Origin of the sequence: Xenorhabdus sp. PB61.4, assembly GCF_963894935.1 — a bacterium.
In the GTDB taxonomy this organism is placed as follows: domain Bacteria; phylum Pseudomonadota; class Gammaproteobacteria; order Enterobacterales; family Enterobacteriaceae; genus Xenorhabdus; species Xenorhabdus stockiae.
Genome location: NZ_CAWQJR010000209.1, coordinates 1 through 20,916 on the forward strand (window position 1 = coordinate 1; position 20,916 = coordinate 20,916).

Consider the following 20,916-nt stretch of genomic DNA (forward strand, 5'->3'; position numbering starts at 1 on the left):
GCTTTATATGGCTGTTCAAAAACTAAAATTTGGGTTACTTATAGATTCTTGATTGTGTGATTAATATTTATTGTTCTTTTATATTGGTTTTGGAATAATAAATACTGCTGAATACACTCTTAATCATATTGATTAAAGCCAGAAGATAAAAATATCATTCTGACTTAGTTACTAACTCTAACTACATTAAATTCTGTAATGTACTGGCATTCATGGTAATTTCCTTTTTACTCTTTTTCTACTACTTCCAATATCATACCCATAATCTATATCATATTCTTTAAATGCATCATCTGACTTTATTAATTTTAACCCTGCTATTCTTTCTTTTTTGAGTTTTTCAGCTGCTATCTCAGAAAGAAAAATATAACCGGATAATAAAGTTCTATCTATAGAGAAAACATCATAATTTAATACATTTTCATTAAAAACTAGCTTGTGTGGCATTAAAGAACCAAATCTATCTTCTTCTAATTCCGACTTTTCTAAATCAAGGAGGTTATCCTTTTGTGTAAGATACATATAATTCATGTCATTCCTGATGATTTCACCATTGTTAATAGCGGTTGCTAATAATTTCTTATGAAAAAAATCAGTTATTCTGAAAGATGTTAAAAGTTCAAGAAATGAATCTGACATGATATGACCATGTCCATCTTTATAGTAATTGAATTTCAAATCACCGATATTATGGCCGCACAATAAAAACAACTCATTAGGGCATTTAGGGTCTTTCATATAATAGGGAAAGGAATGCTTTGAACCTTCATAATCCCAATTTTTATTCACTTGCTTATTTGTATCGACAATAGCATGAAGATACCGTGGAATGAGAGAAGATTTATAATCATTCATTAACACATAGTAATTCATTAATTTAATCTCTTGCATGTATTAGTAGGGACATTTCCTGACCAAATCCTATTTTTCATCTCCATTTGAACTTTTCTTATTCTATCCCTTGCTTCTCGTTCAGTGATTCTTTGATTTTCATCTTGGTGCTCATATGCAGCTTTTATTGCTACAATCTTAGCATCTACCTGTCCAGAATATGTATTATGATTACTGATAATCTGCACCATTCAAGGCGGTACCTAGAGCATCAGGCAACAGTACCAGCGTCAGCAAGATCAGCTCAGTGATATTAAGCTGCGAATGCGTGAACTGATTGGCGACTATAAAAGTAACTAAGAACAGGAAATGAGCGGCTCTTAAAAGGGAAAAAGCCGGAAGATTATTGGATCTTTCCGGCTTTTATTCAGTTAACTGCGATAAGTTCGGTTTAAGTTAAAATGGAAGAACCCTCTTGATCCCTTTTAATTTTTGAATGTCAGCACCTTTAGATTCTAAATATCTCAGAGCTTCATCAACTGACTGAAAATTCTGTATTTCTTCAATAGCATAATCTTCATAAACATCCATTTTAGACTCATCAATAGAAAAAATATAAGCTAAATACTGACCATTGTTTTTCTTTATAGCATATTCAAAAAGATAAGTTTCGTCTTCAATCTGTTTACTTTCTGAGTAACCACGAACTTTACCTCGATTAATAGCATTAATAATATTTTCCATATTTTTTAACCAGTTATATCAATTCTCACCATTGTTCCATCTGAACGTTTGATATTGATATGGGGTAATTTCCCATGCCCAGTTCCCTTTGGATCATCATGACCATAAACTCGTCCAGTTTTTGAGTCTATCGTATAATCTTTTCTATACCTGACCTTACCGTCCTTTTTCTTAAATTGATCCATCTTATTCTTTTTCCTGATCCCTTGGGCATCCTGAGAACCTATACCTCTAACTTTTTGTGCATCTGGGAAAGCCGTTTTTATTAGCTCATCGGCTTCTTTTTTAGTTTTTACTGTTACAACTGTTTTCTGTGGGCCATTTCGTAACTGGTCTATTTTCTTAGGACAAGCCTCCAACCCGAATGGATCAACCCAAGACAATGGATTATGTACATAGCCATAAGGATTCAAGCCACCTTCGAGATTCAGTGGATCTGGTGTCAGGTACTGTCCTGTATCCCGATCATAATACCGAAAGCGGTTATAGTATAATCCACTTTCCTCATCTTCGTACTGCCCCATGAACCGTAGATTACAGCTGACGTGATAATCTGCATCATTGGAAGCGATGACTTGGGAACGTTCCGCCTTACCCCACGTGGTCAGCCGCTGTGCCCAGACCAGTCCGCCTTCTTCGTTCAACATCTCGCGCGGTGTGCCCTGATGATCACTGACAATATAGTGTAGCTTGCCGCATTCAAAACGTGCTGACGGTGTCAGAGTGCCCGGTTCGTAGAGCCAGCGGATGCGCTGCTCGGCTGCGGGGGTCCCATCGGCATACAGGGGCGTTTCTTCGATAAGCTGGTCACCGCTCCACAGATAATCCTGCCCCATAATCGTGTTGGGTTTAACACTGAGATCCGGCTTGCCATTGAGCCAGCGCTGTAAATTGGCTGCAGCCAGTTTTCCATCGTGTACTTTCAGTTTACGAATTCTTCTCCCGAAAGCATCATAGCGATAATGCCAACGCGAGCCGTCCGGGGTTTCACATTGCGTCAGTTGATTCAGCACATCCCAGCGGTAGCGCCACACTTGTGGCCGGAAACCGTCAAGTTGCTCGGTTTTTTCAATAAGCCGCCCGTTAGTGTCATAACGGTAGCGAATATTGCCGTGCTGCACGACACGACCGGCTTTCTGTCGTTGCGTGATGTGGGTGATTGCGCCGTGAGCATCTGTTGGAATATGCTGGCTTAAGTTGCCATTGGCATCATAACTGAACTGCTCTTCATACGGGCGCGCGCCCTGATACCGGGTCTGGGTTATCTGACCGTTGGTATTGTAGCGGTAACGGGTCTGTCCCCAGCGGCCATCATCAATCACCCGGAGGTTGTACGCCCGGTCATATTGCCAGCTACGGTTGACTGCCGTGGCTTGTGGCGGAAAATGGGGATCGTTTTGTTGCAGGGTTTCCCGGAACAGAGAGGTTGTCCGTCCGGCTGACTGATGTGCCAGTAAACCTGTCGCGGTGTAGCGGCTGGCGAGGATAAAACCTAGGGCAGTTTCCCGCACCGTTTCCTGTCCCAGCGGGTTATGCTGCAAAGATAGAGGACTGTGTTGATTGAACTGGAAGTGATTGAGGGCACCCATCCGATCATAACCAAAATGCAGCGTATCCTCGTCCAGAATTTCTGCTATCGGTTGGTCGTTGAGGTCATCCCATTTATGACTGATTTCCCGACCATTCAATCGTTCACCAATCACACGCCCTGCATCGTCATACACAAACTCCACCACCGCATCCGCTGAGGTGGCACAGATCATTCTGTCCTGAGCATCATAGGTATATTCAGTCACGGCCTGTAATTCACAGAGTAATTTTCCCGTTTGCCAGTACTCCTGCCGCTGAATTTGGTCTTTGGCAGTGTAACAAAAACGGATGAACTGACCGTTGGGATAGCGTGTCAGGGTTCGGCGACCTGCCCGGTCGTAGGTATATTCGACTGTCCGTCCCGTGAAATCGGTTTCACGGATAATCTGCCCGGCTAAATCCCGCTCATAGCGATACGTTTCACCGGTAGCCATCGTTACGCTGTTCAGGCGAATTAAGCGGTCATAACCAAAATGCAGGACGGTCCCATCCGGGCGGGTGAGTTGAGTCAGCAGGTCAAAGGCGCCATAAGTATAACGGGTGATATTTCCCTCACCGTCGGTGATCGCAGTGACCCGGCGCTCATTATCATAGTCGATATGCTGTTTTACCCCGTCCGGCAATTCAATTTCTGTGACGCTGCTTTCCGGACTGGCATGGAATGCACAGTGCTGATAACGGGTTTGCTGGCCCAGCGCATCGGTCATACTCCGCAGCCGCCCCAGCCCATCCTGCTCATAGCGGGTGGTGTAACCATTGGGCGCCAGAACACCATGAAGCCGGTGCTGTTCATATTCATAACGCCACTGGGTCCCATCCGGCAGGATCCGTCTGAGGATTTCACCATGCTGGTTGTAACGGTATTCTTCCAATCGCCCTTGCGGATCGGTCACGGCATCCAGTGCGCCCTGGTCGCTGTAGTGAAAAAGCCATTTTTTGCCATCCGGCAGTTTGGCCTGCACCAGTTGACCGTATTCATCATAATCGTAGACAAACACTTCACCGGAAGGCTATATCAGTTGGATCAGTTCCCCGTAAGGCGTATATTCAAACTGCATTTTTCTGCCCAGAGGGTCGGTCTCTGACAGTTGATGGCTCAGATCCCACTCCAGCACGGTTTCCCGCCCCAGCGGGTCAACTTTGCGGGTAATCTGGCCTTCTTCATTGTACCAATAGCGGGTACACCCGCCTTCCGCATCCAGATAAGTGGTGACTTGGTTGACATCATCATACAAAAAACGATCCTGCCAGTAGCCTTGTGGAGTGCTGACCGAGACTACCCGCCCCCGGTTGTCATACCCCATCGTGACATCCGTTGAATCCGTATCATGCCAGCGGGTCATCGCGCCACGGGGATCGTATTCGTGCCACAGGTGACTGAACTGAAACGAATGGCATTCTGACAGATAATGTTGAGCGTTGTACTGACAGGTGACCAGTGTCTGGCGCAGTGCTTCCGTCAGGTACTCAATAGAAGCCAGCCGGTTCTGGTCGTAGTCCAGTAATAAGCGATAACCATCGGAATGGATAACCTGTGACAGCCGGTATTGTTGCTCCCCGAAGGGATCATCATAATGGAAGGTGATGTGGTTATGGTGACGGTCACGGATCGCAGACAATAACCGTTTATCGCCTGCCGGCTGTTCAAAACTCCGCGTTAATTGGGTCTGACGATCAAACAGGTGCAAACCGCCCGTTAAAGAGCCAAACAGCAGATAATGCCCGGCATGCAGGTTAACCGAGAACACGTTGTCATCCGGCGTATGGAAGGTGTAAACCACCCCATCCGCATCGGTAAAATGGGTGGCTTCCCCCTCCCGTTTCAGGTGTTGTGACCAGTCATCAGACCACTTAGGACCGAACAGGCCGGCAAAATTTTCGGTTGAACGGTAAGTGCGGGTCAGTGACAGCGGCAGGGTGCCGGGCAGGGAGAGCATCGGCCACTGTTGCAGAAAATCCCCGGTGGCCATGTCGACCGGGTCACTACAGGTATCGTTGTCGTTCGGCTTTTTACTTTTTTTCTGCGTGGAGGCTTTCGGCTTATCCGATTTTGTGACGCCTTTTTTATTGCGTGGAAACGGTAATAATCCGGCAATGACCACCGCCCACTGCAAGGCTTTATTGCTTTCCTGCAAAATAGGGAGCGCCTCGCCCGTTTCCTGGGTAACAGAAATGGATCCCGCGGCACTGTTGATATTGGCGTCACAGGTGGTGCGATGCCCCAGCCGGGCAATTGGCCTGCCGTTGGCAAACACAGTCTTGGCGCCTTCAGCAACCACACCGGGAGGATGGTCACTGCACACCACCGGGTCGCCTTTCCGCGCGACCGGTTTACCCTCAAAGAACACATTGGGTGATCCTTTCGCAATGGTGCCTTTATTACTGCCATATTGCCCGATGGCGGCACCAATCCCTGCACAGGCACCACCGACAAACCCGCCGGCCGCCGCGGCCGCCGCAACCACAACCAGTGCCGCGCCTCCTGTAGCCACCACCAGAGCACCCACCGCCACTGCCGCAACCGCACCCAGTAAAACCCCACCCAGCGCGCCCCATAGCCCGGTATTTTTATTCTGGTGGGCAATGGCATCGCCTTCTCTGGCCGGATTTTCACCTTCGGTTGCGACGGTGCTCATCCCCATGCCTTTGGCGATAGCGTGACCGACTTTATCCCCGACATACATCCCCGCTGCCCCACCGATTGCACCGGCGGCTAATCCGACCGCAAAAGGGGCCGCCGCACCCGTTGCCACCGCATAGGTGGCACTGGTTGCCAGCGTGGCATTGGCGAAGGTATCGCTTTGTAAAAATTCCAGTGCCCGGTCAGACGTGGATTTTTCTGTCCGTGGCGGGACTGGCGCAGATTTGCCGCCCTTTGAAGGCGAGGGATGATTGTGTGTGGCAGGCAAGGGAGAAGGGCGCCCTGCCGCCGCTGCGCCCATCATCACATTCTGTGAAACACTCATGTTACACCTCCCTGTCAGGCGTTATCCTTCAGTTCATCGCGTAACCGGAACGTTGCCATCATGGTCTGCATCTGTTCCCGTTGTGCTGCGGTCATCTCCCCCTGACAGGTGCCGGTGAAAATCAGCACCTGTTTTGGGGTATTCAACAACATCATTAATTGATGTACCGGACCACTTGGGGCACGCCAGCGAAATTCGAAAATCTCGGTCTCAAAACCGTTCAGTTCACCGGATTCATGGGTTATCGCTTCATAATCTTTCAGTTGCTTGCTGATGGCGGTCATTTCCCGTTCGGCAAACTGACTGAATGCCAGCCCCCACGGCAGATTGTCACGGGAAATGGTGAAACTGGTGCCATTTTTTTCATCGGTACTGTTCAAGACCAGAATACTGGCATCCTGCCAGCTGGCGGGCAGCATAATCGTGCCCTGATTGAAGTGGAAAGGCGCGAGATCAAGTTGGTTGTTCATGGAAGTTCCTTTTTACTTTCTGCAAGTTAAAAATCAAAATGCGTTATTTGTTGATGTTAACCTGACCGCCTAATACGGTGACCCCGCTGTCATTCAGCTCAATACTGGCGCCCCCGAACGAAATTTTAATGTTGGTTTTCGTCATTTGGATGGTGCCGCTGCCGACTTTCAGCGTGATATCATCCTCGGCTTCATACAATTGCGTCCCCGCCCCGGCTTTGCCTGCGGTGGCTTTCACCTGCACCATATTGGCTTGTGTACTGCGTTTCTGGCAGATGGTCTCGGTCAGGTTACCTTGCTGGGCGGTTTTATGTTCATCCCCCGTCTGGATGAGCAGGCTCCGGTTACCGGCTTCCACGACCAGGCTCTGGTCATTTTTCACCAGCGTGCTCATATCCTTCTGCGCATGCAGGGCCAGTCGCTCGCTGCCTTTCGCATCTTCAAACAACAGTTCGTTGTAACCTTCGCCTTTGTGGGTTTTGGAGCGAAAGGCCATCTGGGTTTTGCTGCCCGGCAATCCGCCCGGCGGGATATTGCTGGCATGGTAGGTGCGCCCGGTGACGATGGGTTGGTCAGGGTCGCCGTGCAGAAAATCCACCACCACTTCCTGCCCGATATGCGGGATAGCGAGCATCCCCCAGCCCTGACCGGCCCACGGCTGGGTGACCCGGATCCAGCAGGAACTCTGGTCATCACTCTTGCCGTAGCGATCCCACGGGAACTGGAGGCGGATACGCCCGTACTGGTCACAGAAGATTTCTTCCCCGGCAGGTCCCACGACTTTGGCAATCTGTGGGCCGTCAATCACCGGCTTTGGCAACGGTGCCGGGCGCCAGTGCTGGTTATGGCGGATAAAGTGGAACTGACTGTTCAGGGTGGTTCCTGTGCCGCTGTTGGCGGTTTCGAGTGCCTGAGGCTGGCTGCCGGCATGACTCGCCCCCACCACCTGCCAGGATTGGTTCAGGTCTTCACGCGGGTGGTTGTATAGGGTGAATAACCGCCCCGGCTGGATCGCAATTGCATGACCACGGCCTTGTCCTGTCACGGCATTGTTGCGAAGTCCCTCCAGACGGTAGCGGGTAAAATCCTTACCGTGTGCCTCATCCTTAAAACGCCCCGGATAGTCGTAATGTTCGTAATACAATTGCTGGAGCGTGTCTTCCTTCATCTGCTGGCTGAATTCGGCCGGCCACGCCGGATTTTTGAAGGTGTAGTCTTTGAGCTGCACCTGAGCCGGGCGGACCTGTGCCCGGTGTGTCAGGTGGCTCACTGCCGGCTCGCTCAGCGTACTGGTGTCACCCGGCTGGTAGGGCAGCCCGATACCCGGTGGGACAGAGCCGGCATCATCGGCAAACACCAGCGTATTGCGCCCGTTGCCGCATTCAAAAAAGTAGAAAATACCCTCTTCTGCGGTCAGGCGTTGCAGGAAGGCAAAGTCACTTTCTGATATTGGAACCATGTTAACTTCCAGTGAGGTCTAGCTAAGTAAAATAATTTTTATAAACTACAACAAAATCAGTGTGATATATTATTTTTACGTCTAGTTTTGTCTGTTGCAATCAAGATGCAGTGAGGGGCATAATCTGGGGCACTTACCATTTGATGATGACTATTCGATTATAGAGATGCCCTAATAATGAAACTAAACGCACGACAAGTCGAAACTGCAAAATCCAAAGAAAAAACCTACAAACTTGCCGATGGTGGAGGCCTCTATCTGGAGATCACGCCACGCGGATCTAAATATTGGCGCATGAAGTACCATCGCCCCAAAGATAAAAAAGAAGACCGGATGGCGTTTGGTGTCTACCCAGCCGTGTCATTAGCCGAAGCTCGTGCTAAACGCGATGCAGCTAAAAAGCTAATGGCACAGGGCATTGACCCTAAAGCAGAGAAAAAAAGTACATCTTCTCCGGCCAAAGTGAACACCTTTGAACAGGTCGCCCGTGTTTGGCATGCCAGTAATAAGCGTTGGGATGAAAATTACCGCCAGACAATATTACGTAGCCTTGAAAAATATATTTTCCCCTGCATTGGCGCACGTGATATTACCACATTACGCACCAGCCAACTGTTAGCTCCGATCAAAGCCATTGATGAACAGGGTAAACATGAAATTGCCCAGCGTTTATGCCAACGCATCACTGCGATTATGCGCTACGCCGTCCAGAATGACATTTTGGAATACAATCCGGCTAACGACATGGCAGGCGCACTGACTACAGCAAAATGTCACCACCGCCCGGCTCTGCCCCACGAAGATTTACCTGATTTCCTGAGACGCTTATCCGCCTACCGTGGACGCTTAATATTCAAAATAGCCGTCGAGCTGACACTATTAACATTTGTCCGCATCAGCGAATTAAGATTCGCCCGCTGGCAGGAAATCGATCTTGAAAATGCCGTGTGGAAAATTCCTGCCACAAGAAAAACCATTGAAGGCGTTAAATTCTCTGAACGGGGCATGAAAATGAAAAATGATCACATCGTGCCGTTAAGCCATCAGGCGGTTCGGCTGATCAAAACCCTGCACAAACTGAGCGGTAACGGTGATGTGATGTTCCCCGGCGCTCACTATTCCACGAAAGTTATAGATGCAACAACGGTTAACAGAATTTTACGCAATATAGGCTACGACACTAAAACCGAAATATGTGGACACGGATTCCGCACAATGGCACGCGGGGCAATGGGGGAATCAGGTCTTTGGAGTGATGACGCCATCGAGCGGCAGCTCAGCCATATCGAACGAAACAGCGTTAGGGCAGCGTATATCCACACGTCTAAACATCTGGATGAACGGCGGCTGATGATGCAGTGGTGGGCAGATTATCTGGATGCGAACCGGGAAAAATTCATTACTCCGTATGATTTTGCTAAACCGCTACGTGACCGAAAAAACCATTAGTACAATTTGCAACCTGTTAATTTTCATCGAGGGGTAACTACTTAACACTGTTCATTTAGTTTGGTTTTTAAATAATCCGCCTGTCATCAAACAACGTCCACGGTGAGCGCTCAGGGACTCGATAACAGGAGAATGAATATGACAATGGCAGCATTAAAAACCAACCTGATTCGTCTGCCAGAAGTGCAACGCAAAACGGGTTACAGCAAAGCGTGGATCTACAAACTGATTAGTGACGGCGCATTTCCACAGCAAGTTAAAATTGGCCCACGTTCCGTGGCCTTTATTGAAGCAGAAATTGATAATTGGATTGCACAGCGGATTGCAGAATCACGAACGGCATAACACAGAAAAGACTATGACATAAGAAACAGAATATAAAACACAACGCCCCAGTGTGATGGCACACATCTGAGGCGTTTCACCAACAACCATTAAGCAAGGTAAAAATGATGGCTGATACACAGCATACCCAAACTCGCCCTGAATTTACAGCCCCAAAAAAATCAAGCAATCAAAAACCGCTTGACTTGATCCAGACCGTGAAAATTTCTGCCATGTATTCTTGGCAAAATTTGTTGCCAGCTTGCGGCATTGAAATCCCGGCAAAAGGTAAGCACGGTGCTTGCCCTGTCTGCGGCGGTACTAACCGTTTCCACTTTATCGATGATCACCATCATGGCAACTGGCATTGCCGCCAGTGTGACGCCCCGAACTATGGCGATGGACTGGATTTAGTAGCAAAAACTAAAGGGATTTCGATCACTGAGGCGGCGAAAATCATTGCTTGCTCGTTGGCATTGCCTCTGCCCGAACCCAAGCCTGCCAAAGAAAACCTCTATCCAACACAACCCATTGCCGAAAGCGTCGAGGTACTGATGAAGCAGACTGTCGCCGGACAATCTCCCTATTTGATCGCAAAAGGGCTGCACTGCCCTAATCAGCAGTTGTTGCCTGATAATTCGGTAGTGTTGGCACTAACAACACTGGATAAAAAAATCACTGGTGCGCAGATCATCAAACCCAATGGTGAGAAAAAATTACTGTCCGGCAGCCAGAAGAAAGGGGCGTTTATTGCCGTATCAGCACTGGAAGCACACTTCAACACGGTCATCATTACCGAAGGTTACGCCACGGCACTGACGGTTAACCAACTCTATAAAGGCCCTGCTCTGGCGGCGCTGGATGCAGGCAATTTGCTTTCTATCGCTAAAGCCGTTAGGGAGCGTTGGCCGGACACGAAAATTATTCTGGCAGCAGATAATGACTGGCATCATCCCGACGAATTGGATAAAAACGGCAGACCAAAGGTAAATATCGGCAAGATTTCAGCAGAAAAAGCGGCTCTTGCAGTGAATGGTTGGGTTACGTTACCACCTACGAAATACAAAGTCGATTGGGATGATTATCGCCAGCAGCATGGTATTGAGGCCGCAAAGCAGGCATTCAGTCATGGATTGTATCAGGCGGTAGAGAATGTAGCAGTGCCAAACTCTGTAACCACTCATTCAGATGAATACCAAGAGAAAGAAGACGATCCGCTAAAACCTCATATCGATATCCGCAAGAATGGGATTTATTGGGTTGAACCGAAAGAACAAGGTGGTGAAATTGTCGAAGTTGAAAAATGGCTGAGTGATTACATGGAAATCGTTGGCATTGGCAATGATGGCAGCGAAGGTTATCTCATTATTAAGCTATGTCAGGAAGGCACAGGAAAATATATCGTTGAGGCACTTCCCCGCCGTGAAATCGGGATGCCGGTTGGCTGGGCAAGATTGCGTTCACGAGGAATGAACATCACCGTAAAAAACAGTCTGTTGCCTGTTTTAGCTGAGCATCTGCAACGCAGCGGTAATCGCCGTGAGTGGATTGTGACACAGAAAGCAGGCTGGCACTGTGGGGCTTATGTGATGCCGGACGGTGAGATTATCGGTCAGCCTTATATGCCTGTCGCGTTCAGTGGCGGCACATCTGCCATTGCCGGTTATGTGGTCAGGGGAAGCGCCGAACAGTGGAAAACACACGTTGCGTCATTACTGCAAGGCAACCGCTCAATGATGTTGGGCGTACTGGTGGGATTGTCTGCCCCACTTAATTCACTGACAGGCGGGAGCTGCTTTGGTGTGCATTTATTCGCCCAATCCTCCGCAGGGAAAACCACCACCGTTGAGGCGGCCAGCAGCTTATACGGTGATCCCGAAGAACTGAAATTATCATGGCATGGTACTCACCACGGTTTAAACAATGAGGCCGCAGCCCGTAATGATGGCTTTATGCCCATTGACGAAATCGGACAAAGCTCGAATCCGAAGGAAGTCGCTAACAGTGCCTATAGCCTGTTTAACGGTGTCGGTAAAATTCAGGGAAAACGGGAAGGCGGAAACCGTGCCGTGATCCGCTGGAAGATTGCTGCTCTTTCAACAGGCGAGGAAGATTTAGAAACGTTTCTGATAAAAGGTGGGATCACCCCAAAAGCCGGGCAGCTTGTCAGGCTGCTCAGTGTGCCCTTTATTGATACGGCATGTTTCAATGGCTATGAGGATGGTGATTCTCATGCAAGAGCCATCAAACGGGAATCCAAACGCTATTGTGGTGCAGCGGGTCGGGCATGGATTCAATGGCTGTCTGAGTATCAGGAGCAGGCAATCGACATGACCGCCCGTAAAGAAAAAGAATGGCTTGATGGCCTGCCAAAAGAAGCCTCAGCGCAAGTCAAGCGCGTTGCCGTGCGTTTCGCGTTACTGGATGCCGTTGGAGAGCTGGCAACCCATATCACTGGCTGGAGTAAAGAAACGAGTCACGCTGCGATAAAACAAAGTTTCGATGACTGGTTAGCCGACTTTGGTATCGGAAACCGGGAAAAATATCAGGTGATCACGCGAACTCGTGACTTTATCCAAAAATACGGGCTGTCACGCTTTCAGCCTTATACCTACGGCAGGCCAAACGGGGATATTGATACCTCACACGCCATGAGGATTAGTGATCTTGCCGGGTATCTGGTGCATAACCGCCGTCATGATGGACAGGCGGAATACCATATTATCCCCAGTGTATTTGAAGCAGAAATATTGCAGGGATTACAGAAAAAATCCGGCTTTGAAGCCTTAGAAGAGGCCGGAATGCTGGTTAAAGCGGAAAAAGATCGCTTTATCAGCAAAACCATCTCAGTAAATGGTACTCAAGGACGGTTTGTGGTATTGATTTTCAGGGATGAGGATTAACCTTGCGTAAGAGAAAAAAACATTGGGATAACGGGATATTGGGATAAGAGAAGATTATTTTTATATATATCATGTGGTTATAAATATTTTCATTATCCCGTATTATCCCGCGCTATCCCGTAATATTGTGTGATTACAAATAAATCGATATTGTGACAGTGGAAGTTATCCCGAAAAATATTTTTCTCTGGCAGGTTATAATTTATTGAATTTTAAATAATTTAAATTAGTGACATGATGTTACGGGATAGGCTGGGATAACATGGGATAGAGTAACGCAATGAAATATATAATAAATAGGTCATTTACCCCGTTATCCCGTGAAAATTGGTGCAATTATATAAAGATAATCGATAGTAACGGTTATATTTTTTCCAATCTCCGTATTACCGGGTTAATGTATTAGCCCGGTAATACGGAGAAGACAAGCATAGCGCGTCAGTGTCTAAGCAAGGAATGTTTTCTGGCTGGCAATCAGTTTTGCACCACATGCTGTACGCATTCCTTCCAAGGCGATTTGTTTATTCTGATACTTTAAAGTCTCACTTCCTTCCACTATTGGAAATGTATCTTCACATTTCGGGCAAACAACTAAATCACCTTTGCCTGCGACAGGAACACCTTGATAAACATAACCATCAATGGCAGTGATGACTTTACCACCATGATCGGTTTTATCGTTTAACCGGATAACGGCTTTACTTGGCATATTTACTCTCCCTACAATTGACTAAAATATTTTGATGTTATTGAAGAAACGTTTTCAGATAATCTTTGGCTGTTTTTTCCATTTCCATGATTAAAGAATCAGTATCAGAATAATATTGTTTGAACAATTTTTTATTTAAATGAGGTAAGAAAATATCCTGTTCGAACTCATGCCCTAATAAAAACATGATTAGTGTTAAAAATGCTGAGTAATTGGCATTTTCTATGCCATATTGATTCGATTTTTCAATACCAAATTGGATGAGTTTTTTTATGCTATCCTGTTTTATATATTGATATTTTTTCGGGAATAAAGAGTTTAATAGTACATCGACGTTACTTTCATAAGTGATCCATTGAACATTTAAGTGCTCAATATTGATATTTTGAAATTTAAATATACTGGCTTTCAGATGTTCATCTTTATCACCATGCACTTCATTCAAATATCGAGAGATTTCATGATAAAGCAGACTTGTTTTTTCTAATTGCCCAAGATGGGCATGATTATCAAGGCTTGTTTTTATCCATGTATATTGCGGGTCAGTCTGAAATCCTGTACCAAACAAAATAAGCATATCAATATAAAACTGAACAGCCCCTCGTTGATCAAAACCCTGGTTTTTTGCTTTTTCTATTGCATTTTCCAGTGCTGATCTTAAGCCATCCTTACTTAAATTTACATCAAGATAAGGATAGGATTCATTACAATGGACTACCAATTCATCAATATAAGCATTGAATGAATGTTTTTTTAGCATATTCCATTGTTCTTCATTAAGCTCTATCGTCATTTTTATGATATCTCCGATCATAATAGTTAGCACTATAGTTGCTGGTAAAATATATTTTTCATGATATTGAAAACCCAGCAGCTATAGTTTTTACAAATTATTACTTATATGAATCAATTTTTCCGGAAAGATAATCTCTATATGTTAAAAAATTCCTATTAGATTCATGCCATCCGCCTTCTTTGTAAACTCCACTAAGTGATGTATACAAATATATTCCCTCACATGTTTTTCTAATCATTTCAACTTCATATTTATTTTCACCATATAAAAATGAGATAAGAAATATATCCTGTTCTGGCTTTAATGATTTTTGGTCGAATTGACTATATAGGTATTCATAGTTTATTTTATTTTCCATTAAATCAGAAAATTCTAAAGCATCCATATTTTTTAATGCACGTAGTTCAGGAAAACCACTTTCTAATTTATCAATTTCAAACTGTAATTCTGTTGTTATATATGTAGTATTTAGGTCTTCAATAGGAGGGAATTTTTTATTAATCAGGAAAAAATCATTAACTTTAATGTATTGATGTTCTTTAAGCCATTTGCTAGCATCAAACACAACTTTTTTTGATGGGAAATCTATAGAATTTTCATCATACACTGAAACATTAACAGCCATTTGATATTTTTGCATATGCATATAATAGAACCCTAACAGAAGTAAAAGTAAAACCATTAAAAAAATGATTCTAATAAATAATTTTCGTTTATGTAACCTCATGATTTCCACTCAACAGGTTTATAATTTTGTAACCCTCTCTTTAACCCTAGAGGATCACTTGCTGTACCAGGTAAATGCCAAGAACCATTCGGAGCGATTGGGCCATTACCTTTACTTTTATTTGACTCTCTTACTGTCACATCAGTATTTCGATTTTTCATGACATCATAATCTTTCGGTTTTTCTGGTGGTTTAGCATGTACATTGCCTTTTGCCTTCTCTTTTTTATAAGCTTCAATATCAGACTGATATTTTTTTATCACGCTTTCATATTCTTCTGCCTCTTTAATCTCTTTTCCCGTACCATAAACACTGTCATAAAGAGAACGCATCTCAAACGCTTTCACCTCAACATCCCAAGTATTCGCCATTTGTTGAGCCGGGCTTTTATCTTGACCAGCATCCTTGCCTGTCAAATCATCACCACTTACTGAAATGCCTGCACGACAAGCATATGTTATTATTTTAGCGTCAAAATCAAATATCGATTCATAGACCTTTTTGATTTCTTTTGGCCCAAATAAACCATCACCTTCATTATCTCCTGCATAATGAAACGAGGCATTATTAATTATACCATGGCAGAAAAGCACCATTTCTTTGATTAATCTTTTTTTCTTCTTTCTCAAATTTAAGAAGTCAATAAATTCCTGTACATTTCCAACATAAATAATACGTCCACCTAATTTTTCAGTATAATTATTAATTCTATCAATATCCGTTTCTGTATGACCCTGCTGAAATACTACCATAATACGCTGAACTGCATGATCGCTCTGGCTTGCTTTAGGAAAAAGTTGCAATTGATGTAATCCACAATTAATAAATCGATACTGATTTCCTAGTGACTGTTTTGTTAAACCAAGTCCACCACGCAGTCGCCAGTCACGAGGTGCCGTTCTCGCACCCACCACGGTAATATAATCATAACCGCTGATATACTGTTTCTCAGTGGTTGGCTCATTGATATTCGTAATCAGGCTGATTTTTCTTTCTTCAAGTTCTTTCAGTGAACCAAAACTGCCACGCCTTCTTTCGTAACTTTTAGCCAGTTTACCAACCAATACGGTCACTTCTTCGGGCTGGCGGGTCATAATACGGTCGGTTTCGCCTTTGCCATTCGTTTTACCAAATCCTCTGGCAGGAATGGAAATATAGGCATAAGGCACATTACTGACGTTAACCTGATTCTCAATCGGTAATAATTTTAGCTGATGACTGAATTTTTGATTGCATTTCACGCCCGGATCCCCCACTTTTCCCGCACAATTGGGCACGCTGGTTGGATGGGTAACTTTACTTTTTTGTTGCTGCTCAATACCTTTGGAGGCTTTGTTCTTCAAATCTGAGAAGACGGAAGCAATATTGTTTTTGTCCATAGCTATTATTTTCCTTTCACAACGTAATGATTGTTATCAAGCTGATAACTCCACTCTTCAATATCTTTTGTGAATTCAATTAATTGTTCCGGCGTAAAAATATGCGGAATTTGATGCAGAACGCGGGGATCGTAAAAACGCAATAATGCGGTTTTACCTGTTTTTAACTGGATAGTTAACTGTGATTCAAGATGGCGGGTCAGTGTGTCCAATGACCGTGTTGAGTACAGCCAGGAAACGGCGGGAGCGGCGTTCTCCAGCCGTAAGAATTTTTCTTCCCATGCCTGAGACTGATTCATATCAAACAACCACGGTCCGGCAAACGCAATTTCCGCATCCGGGAATTGCCGGAACAACGGATTATTCGTACCTTCAAGATAAGTCAATTCATCGTCAAAGCACCGCTCATACTGTAAACCGTCTACCAGCGCATATAACTGCATTTCCGGGTAAGTTTCCCGATATTTTACCCATTTTTCCTTTAAGGTGGTCATCATCATTCGCCTCTCATGACCATCACTGAACCCGTTGATGCCGCTTCCATTAAGCAGGACAGGCAAATTTTTTCCGGTGGTGGGGTAACCATTTTTTCTACCTGAGCCACATTAATAGGTGACAGCTTATCCAGCCTATCCGGTAGCTTACCGCCCCAGCCTGAGCCATTGCCCGGTGCGCCACTACCAAAGTTAACGACAGCGCTGCTGGTGATCCCGCCTGCGTCGATTTTCAGAAAATGCCCGGCGGCCTGAATAGTCAGTTCAGCCCCCGCATCAATCACAACTTTAGCGCCGGCACTCAGGTGAATTTCATTGCCACTTTGGGTTAATAGCGCATCGTCTGCCTTGATATGGAGCTTTTGCCCGGTGGACAGCGAAATATCATTGTTTGCCTGTACGCGGTATTCATTATCGATACGTAAATGCGCGTCATTTTTAATATGGTGTGTCCGGTTATGGCTAATATTGCTGGTTTCGTCATTCAGAATGTGCGTGTTCATATCTTTTTGTGCATGAATAAACACTTCCTCACTGCCCTTCGCATCCTCAAAGCGCAGTTCGTTAAAGCCTTCCCCTTTGTGGGTTTTCGTTTTAAATGTGGTGCGGGTTTTTTGGGCCGGTAAATCCAGCGGCGGGCGGTTCAGGCCATTGTAGACGCAGCCGGTGACTATCGGCCGGTCAATATCGCCGTTGAGATAGGAAACTATCACTTCCTGTCCGATACGCGGTATCGCCATAAAACCAAAGCCATGACCGTTCCAGCCCTGAGCGACACGCACCCAGCAGGAGGCGCTGTCATCCGCCTTATCGTAACGGTTCCAGTGAAAATGCACTTTAATCGCACCGTCTTTGTTGACGAAAATTTCTTCCCCTTCCGGCCCGACTACAGTTGCACTTTCATCCCCGTCTGCCTGTGGTTTGTAATGAAACGGGGGTCGCCAATCAGCATAACCATCAATAAAGCTGAAATCGTTGCTCAGTGTTGTGCCTTCGCCGCTATTGTCTCCCAGTGCCTGCGGGCAGCGACCATAATGACTGATCCCGACAATCTGCCAGCGGGTATTGAGCGGAGCATGGGGATGGTTTTCAATTTCGAAGATTTTTCCCGGCATCAGTTTGATACAGTTACTGTTGCCACTGCCACTTTGGGTCTGGTTTTTCAGTACTTCGTGCCGGTATTTTACAAACGGTTTACCTTCAGCCTCCTGCTGAAAACGGCCATAGCTCTCGTAAATGGTATACGGTGTCAGTGTGCCCATTGCCTGATATTCCGGGCTGCTTTCCAGTTGATACACCTGAGAAAGCGGCCTGTCCGGGTTATAATCGCGATGAATACTGCGCTTCGGCGCCATGCCGATACCAAGACGAACCTGATAAATCACATCCTGCCCGTGCGCCGTATCCGGTTGTGGCTGGTATTGCAGAGGCAGGTTAGCCGTCATCCCCAGATGGCTGTCACTGAAAAACAGCGTTTCATCCTCAAACCAGAAACTGATCCCTTCTTCCGCCGCCAACCGGCAAAAAAACGCATAATCGGATTCCCGTTTCTGGGTGGTATATTCCCGGCTCTGGTGCGGATCTTCCAGTTGTGAATCTGCCTGAACATGGTGTTTTTTCAGCAACAGATCCATGATATCCGGCACACGCTGACGATGATAAATATGGCTGTCCTGATTGAGCGTCAGCCGCCAGAGATACGGACGTACCGTGAAGGTATACAGGGTTTTGTTGCCATCAGTGCCGCACCAGTCGGCATGGGAAATGATGCCGGTGATTTTGCGTTGCTCTGTTTCACCGTGAAAAACCTGTAATACGGCTTCTTGCATCAGCTGCGCGGTTAAATCGATTTCTGTCTTCGGTTTGAAAGGATTGTCGGGCAGGGACTGAACCAGCGTCAGGTTCAGAGTAAAAAGATCAGACAGCCCTTCCCGCAGGGTAAAATCCGCCACAGCAAAGGTATTTTCGGGTAAACTCCCTATTTGGCAAAGAAAACGTAATCCACTTTTTTGCATGATTTCTCCTGATTTCTCCTGATTTTTCTGTTTCCGTTAATCGCGTTACATTTCACTGCGCAAACCAATCCGCTGCCGGAATTCCCATAACACGGCCTGCTCACCCTGCCGGTAAATTTTTAACAGGATGAAATTATTCCGCACGATAAAGCACGTCAGCAGCTGATCAAGCATCCGGCAGAACTGATACATCACACCGTCATTTTCATAACACGCTGTATCAAGGTAGAGATGCAGTGTGTTGCCATTGATGGGGAGACCTTGCCGGGTGAAGTCAAGACGCTCGCCTGACCGGGCGTCAACCCGGATAATGCCGTTGATATGCTGCTGCATCCGGCGACTGAGGATGCGATCATGCCCGGCATAACAATCATACAACCGGAGAAAATCTTTCAGGGCATCGGCATGGAACAACAAGAACGGTGGACAGTTTAAGAGGTTAATCAGTGACCAGTCTGATTTTCCCATCACCATCGGCGGAAAATCCGGGGAAACCGGCGTGATATTGCGGGCGTGTAAATGGGCGGGCACAGATCCCTGTGTGAGCGTGATATCACCGACAGCCAGTTGCATGGCCTGCTCATGATAGCCGATAACGTGCGCACAGACGGTCTGGGGGGCGAGGTTATCCGCTGCGTTCCCGTCCATCCCGTAAAAGTGTAGCCGGTTGTGAAGACGTCCCAGCAAATCATCGGTTATCAGCGCCTGAAAATAGACGTTACCGGGTTCACCGGCCTCCAGCAGCCAGTCACTCTTGGCGTGAAACTGGTCAATTGGTACGAAATGGCAGGGCTTGCCACGCGGAGCGCTGTCTGGAGTGACTTTCTCGCCGGGTTGTTTCGCCGTCTGGATACTGTCCACACGGAAAAGCCGTTCTGTTTCAGCCAATGGCAGCGGATAACACGGTATCTCCGGTAACAATGAAACTGGCGGACTGACCATTGGCACCAGATGCACCGCCGGGACACACCCCAACTGGAAGGCATCGCCCAGCGCCTCAATGGGCAACTCCCCGTGCAGGCGGATAACCAGTTCACCGGTGCCATCCGGGTTTAACGGCAACTCGCGTGACTCATTGATATTTAACGTCATGAAACTGAACACATGCGGCAGGCAGTAATACTCAGTCATCTGTTGTAATCGGGCAATAGGCAGGTCGTCAGTAGGTAACAAGGGTTGCTGTAAATTCTCCGGCCAGCCCAGAAAATCACTGTGCCTGAGCCTGATTTTGCCCTCAGCCGTGCGCCAGTAGACCTCATCGATATGCATATCCAGCCACAGGCTTAACTGGGCGGCCCGGTTGTTATCGGTGCCCATAAAGAAAGACAGCTTTCCGCCTGACCAGCCCGACACAGTGTTACCCGTCTGATGCAGCGTCAGCACAATATCACTGTATTCACGGGTCTTTCGGATTTGTTTATCCCGTACCACCACAGGTTCAATATGTAAGGAACGGCAGGTGTTAAACGGGAAATGTTGTTCCCCGACAGTGGCAGTCACTGGTACGTTTTGCGGGATATCAGCCGTTCCCTGATGAACACCCTGATGGGGGGTAAATTGGATGATCGTGGTCGGGGGCACGGGGCGTAAGGTGTGAGGCCAGATGCGCGCCAGCATTTCATGAGTAACTTCTGGCAGGCTGTCTTCGACAGTGCTGCGCAAATTTGAAGACAGCAGCGCAAAACCTTCCAACAGACGCTGGATATCAGGATCATTGGGATGCTCCAGAAACTCGGCTAACTGCGGGTTTTCGGTGGCAGCTAACTTCATCTTTTCGCGCAAGTAGGCCAACTCTTGTTGGTACAAAGACTCCTTCTGATTTTTCACGTTGCTTTTTCCTTGCACGGAGACTCAAATGAATCATCTATCGGCATTTAATTGAAAATGTTTATAAATGATAAAGAAATCAGGATTAAATTGGCTATTATATGGAATTTTACGTTAATTAAATTAACGCGATGCTCGACTTTAACATCCTATAACGTTGGATTGTTGAAGCCAGTCGCGTTGACTTTTACCTTGTTTAAAATTAGCAAAAATACCCAACGTGTGGGAAAGCA

General features: G+C 46.3%; 16 protein-coding genes and 1 pseudogene. 3 read left to right on the forward strand and 14 right to left on the reverse strand.

Going from position 1 to position 20,916, the window contains the following annotated elements; translation table 11 throughout:
• Positions 1 to 210: 210 nt before the first annotated feature.
• From AACX68_RS18490 to tssI, 7 genes and pseudogenes are all read right to left on the reverse strand, one after another.
• Positions 211 to 873: an Imm43 family immunity protein gene (locus tag AACX68_RS18490; RefSeq protein WP_228860075.1), complete on the reverse strand. Its 663-nt coding sequence runs from the start codon at positions 871 to 873 to the stop codon at positions 211 to 213.
• A complete protein-coding gene (locus AACX68_RS18495) occupies positions 873 to 1,082 on the reverse strand; it encodes a hypothetical protein (protein WP_228860076.1) in 210 nt (69 codons plus the stop codon). The genes AACX68_RS18490 and AACX68_RS18495 overlap by 1 nt, the downstream gene beginning before the upstream one ends.
• 205 nt (positions 1,083 to 1,287) lie before the next feature.
• Positions 1,288 to 1,575, reverse strand: a complete 288-nt coding sequence (locus AACX68_RS18500; RefSeq protein WP_099125539.1) for a hypothetical protein — start codon at positions 1,573 to 1,575, stop codon at positions 1,288 to 1,290.
• A 5-nt stretch (positions 1,576 to 1,580) separates the two neighbouring features.
• Positions 1,581 to 4,163: an RHS repeat-associated core domain-containing protein gene (locus tag AACX68_RS18505; protein ID WP_228860077.1), complete on the reverse strand. Its 2,583-nt coding sequence runs from the start codon at positions 4,161 to 4,163 to the stop codon at positions 1,581 to 1,583.
• 12 nt (positions 4,164 to 4,175) lie between these two features.
• Positions 4,176 to 6,131, reverse strand: coding sequence for a PAAR domain-containing protein (locus tag AACX68_RS18510; RefSeq protein WP_228860078.1), 1,956 nt, complete (start codon positions 6,129 to 6,131; stop codon positions 4,176 to 4,178).
• A 14-nt stretch (positions 6,132 to 6,145) separates the two neighbouring features.
• Positions 6,146 to 6,601 (reverse strand): DcrB-related protein, encoded by a 456-nt coding sequence (locus AACX68_RS18515; RefSeq protein WP_228860079.1) that lies wholly within the window; start codon positions 6,599 to 6,601, stop codon positions 6,146 to 6,148.
• Positions 6,602 to 6,644: 43 nt separating this feature from the next.
• Positions 6,645 to 8,057 (reverse strand): annotated as a pseudogene (gene tssI / locus AACX68_RS18520) (type VI secretion system tip protein TssI/VgrG); the annotation flags it as partial.
• Between the two features lie 180 nt (positions 8,058 to 8,237).
• Between tssI and AACX68_RS18525 the strand changes: the two are divergent.
• The 3 genes from AACX68_RS18525 to AACX68_RS18535 all read left to right on the forward strand — a co-directional run bounded on the left by AACX68_RS18525 (position 8,238) and on the right by AACX68_RS18535 (position 12,736).
• Positions 8,238 to 9,509, forward strand: a complete 1,272-nt coding sequence (locus tag AACX68_RS18525; RefSeq protein ID WP_228860080.1) for a tyrosine-type recombinase/integrase — start codon at positions 8,238 to 8,240, stop codon at positions 9,507 to 9,509.
• Positions 9,510 to 9,647: 138 nt separating this feature from the next.
• Positions 9,648 to 9,854, forward strand: coding sequence for a helix-turn-helix transcriptional regulator (locus tag AACX68_RS18530; RefSeq protein WP_099125542.1), 207 nt, complete (start codon positions 9,648 to 9,650; stop codon positions 9,852 to 9,854).
• 107 nt (positions 9,855 to 9,961) lie between these two features.
• The gene (locus AACX68_RS18535) at positions 9,962 to 12,736 is read left to right on the forward strand and encodes a DUF927 domain-containing protein (RefSeq protein ID WP_228860081.1); all 2,775 of its coding nucleotides are present in this window, start codon (positions 9,962 to 9,964) and stop codon (positions 12,734 to 12,736) included.
• A 445-nt stretch (positions 12,737 to 13,181) separates the two neighbouring features.
• Here the strand turns inward: AACX68_RS18535 and AACX68_RS18540 are convergent, their stop codons facing one another.
• From AACX68_RS18540 to AACX68_RS18570, 7 genes are all read right to left on the reverse strand, one after another.
• A complete protein-coding gene (locus AACX68_RS18540; RefSeq protein WP_074025298.1) occupies positions 13,182 to 13,445 on the reverse strand; it encodes a PAAR domain-containing protein in 264 nt (87 codons plus the stop codon).
• Positions 13,446 to 13,482: 37 nt separating this feature from the next.
• Complete coding sequence (locus AACX68_RS18545; RefSeq protein WP_228860082.1) at positions 13,483 to 14,238, reverse strand: hypothetical protein; 756 nt, start codon at positions 14,236 to 14,238, stop codon at positions 13,483 to 13,485.
• Positions 14,239 to 14,338: 100 nt separating this feature from the next.
• Positions 14,339 to 14,887 (reverse strand): hypothetical protein, encoded by a 549-nt coding sequence (locus AACX68_RS18550; RefSeq protein WP_228860083.1) that lies wholly within the window; start codon positions 14,885 to 14,887, stop codon positions 14,339 to 14,341.
• A gap of 77 nt (positions 14,888 to 14,964) precedes the next feature.
• The gene (locus AACX68_RS18555; protein WP_228860084.1) at positions 14,965 to 16,347 is read right to left on the reverse strand and encodes a hypothetical protein; all 1,383 of its coding nucleotides are present in this window, start codon (positions 16,345 to 16,347) and stop codon (positions 14,965 to 14,967) included.
• A 5-nt stretch (positions 16,348 to 16,352) separates the two neighbouring features.
• Positions 16,353 to 16,841, reverse strand: coding sequence for a DUF4123 domain-containing protein (locus AACX68_RS18560; protein ID WP_228860085.1), 489 nt, complete (start codon positions 16,839 to 16,841; stop codon positions 16,353 to 16,355).
• 2 nt (positions 16,842 to 16,843) lie between these two features.
• Positions 16,844 to 18,856 (reverse strand): type VI secretion system Vgr family protein, encoded by a 2,013-nt coding sequence (locus AACX68_RS18565; protein WP_228860086.1) that lies wholly within the window; start codon positions 18,854 to 18,856, stop codon positions 16,844 to 16,846.
• A 45-nt stretch (positions 18,857 to 18,901) separates the two neighbouring features.
• The gene (locus AACX68_RS18570) at positions 18,902 to 20,683 is read right to left on the reverse strand and encodes a type VI secretion system baseplate subunit TssF (protein ID WP_228860087.1); all 1,782 of its coding nucleotides are present in this window, start codon (positions 20,681 to 20,683) and stop codon (positions 18,902 to 18,904) included.
• Between the last annotated feature and the right edge of the window lie 233 nt (positions 20,684 to 20,916).

Excerpts from the sequence above, each read along its gene's own strand:
- AACX68_RS18540 (WP_074025298.1), bottom strand. The coding sequence starts at position 13,445 with ATGCCAAGTAAAGCCGTTATCCGGTTAAACGATAAAACCGATCATGGT.
- AACX68_RS18560 (WP_228860085.1), bottom strand. The coding sequence starts at position 16,841 with ATGACCACCTTAAAGGAAAAATGGGTAAAATATCGGGAAACTTACCCG.
- AACX68_RS18565 (WP_228860086.1), bottom strand. The coding sequence starts at position 18,856 with ATGCAAAAAAGTGGATTACGTTTTCTTTGCCAAATAGGGAGTTTACCC.
- AACX68_RS18495 (WP_228860076.1), bottom strand. The coding sequence starts at position 1,082 with ATGGTGCAGATTATCAGTAATCATAATACATATTCTGGACAGGTAGAT.
- AACX68_RS18545 (WP_228860082.1), bottom strand. The coding sequence starts at position 14,238 with ATGACGATAGAGCTTAATGAAGAACAATGGAATATGCTAAAAAAACAT.
- AACX68_RS18490 (WP_228860075.1), bottom strand. The coding sequence starts at position 873 with ATGAATTACTATGTGTTAATGAATGATTATAAATCTTCTCTCATTCCA.
- AACX68_RS18530 (WP_099125542.1), top strand. The coding sequence starts at position 9,648 with ATGACAATGGCAGCATTAAAAACCAACCTGATTCGTCTGCCAGAAGTG.
- AACX68_RS18525 (WP_228860080.1), top strand. The coding sequence starts at position 8,238 with ATGAAACTAAACGCACGACAAGTCGAAACTGCAAAATCCAAAGAAAAA.
- AACX68_RS18510 (WP_228860078.1), bottom strand. The coding sequence starts at position 6,131 with ATGAGTGTTTCACAGAATGTGATGATGGGCGCAGCGGCGGCAGGGCGC.
- AACX68_RS18535 (WP_228860081.1), top strand. The coding sequence starts at position 9,962 with ATGGCTGATACACAGCATACCCAAACTCGCCCTGAATTTACAGCCCCA.
- AACX68_RS18500 (WP_099125539.1), bottom strand. The coding sequence starts at position 1,575 with ATGGAAAATATTATTAATGCTATTAATCGAGGTAAAGTTCGTGGTTAC.
- AACX68_RS18555 (WP_228860084.1), bottom strand. The coding sequence starts at position 16,347 with ATGGACAAAAACAATATTGCTTCCGTCTTCTCAGATTTGAAGAACAAA.
- AACX68_RS18550 (WP_228860083.1), bottom strand. The coding sequence starts at position 14,887 with ATGCATATGCAAAAATATCAAATGGCTGTTAATGTTTCAGTGTATGAT.
- AACX68_RS18515 (WP_228860079.1), bottom strand. The coding sequence starts at position 6,601 with ATGAACAACCAACTTGATCTCGCGCCTTTCCACTTCAATCAGGGCACG.